This window comes from Pelagicoccus sp. SDUM812005, assembly GCF_031127875.1.
Classification (GTDB): domain Bacteria; phylum Verrucomicrobiota; class Verrucomicrobiia; order Opitutales; family Opitutaceae; genus Pelagicoccus.
This window is the reverse complement of record NZ_JARXIA010000092.1, coordinates 1-396: the sequence shown is the minus strand read 5'-3', so window position 1 is coordinate 396 and position 396 is coordinate 1. Positions and strand designations below refer to the sequence as shown.

Sequence of the window (396 nt, the reverse complement as noted above, 5' to 3'; positions counted from 1 at the left end):
CGTAGACGCCGATGGTAGTTGGACGTCATGTCCCGCGAGAGTAGGTTATTGCCAGATTATGGCCTCCATTGCTCAAAAAGCGATGGAGGCCTTCTCGGTACCCGAACATGGGATGTCTCGAAGAGTACGCAGTGAAAACCACGGTTTTAACTTTGCGGAAGAAAGTTTGAAAAAGAGCTTGATTCGAGAATCAGAAAAAACATTGTTCGGCCTCCTGTTCCTTAGAAACAATATCAGCCTTCAAGCTAGGCGTTGAAAACGAAAGTTTTTGAAGTCAACGCTTGACGGACGATTCACTTTTTGAGTGAATGGACTCTTTCCCCGTTAACTCGGGTGTTCTTTGAAATTTATTTAGCGTGATTGATTGTGACCCCAATCAATTCTATTAAAACATGA

General features: G+C 43.4%; 1 protein-coding gene. It reads left to right on the top strand.

Annotated features, from left to right (window positions below):
* A partial coding sequence (locus QEH57_RS24825) for a hypothetical protein (RefSeq protein WP_309009504.1) occupies window positions 1–256 on the top strand: 256 nt, incomplete at its 5' end.
* Window positions 257–396 lie beyond the last annotated feature (140 nt).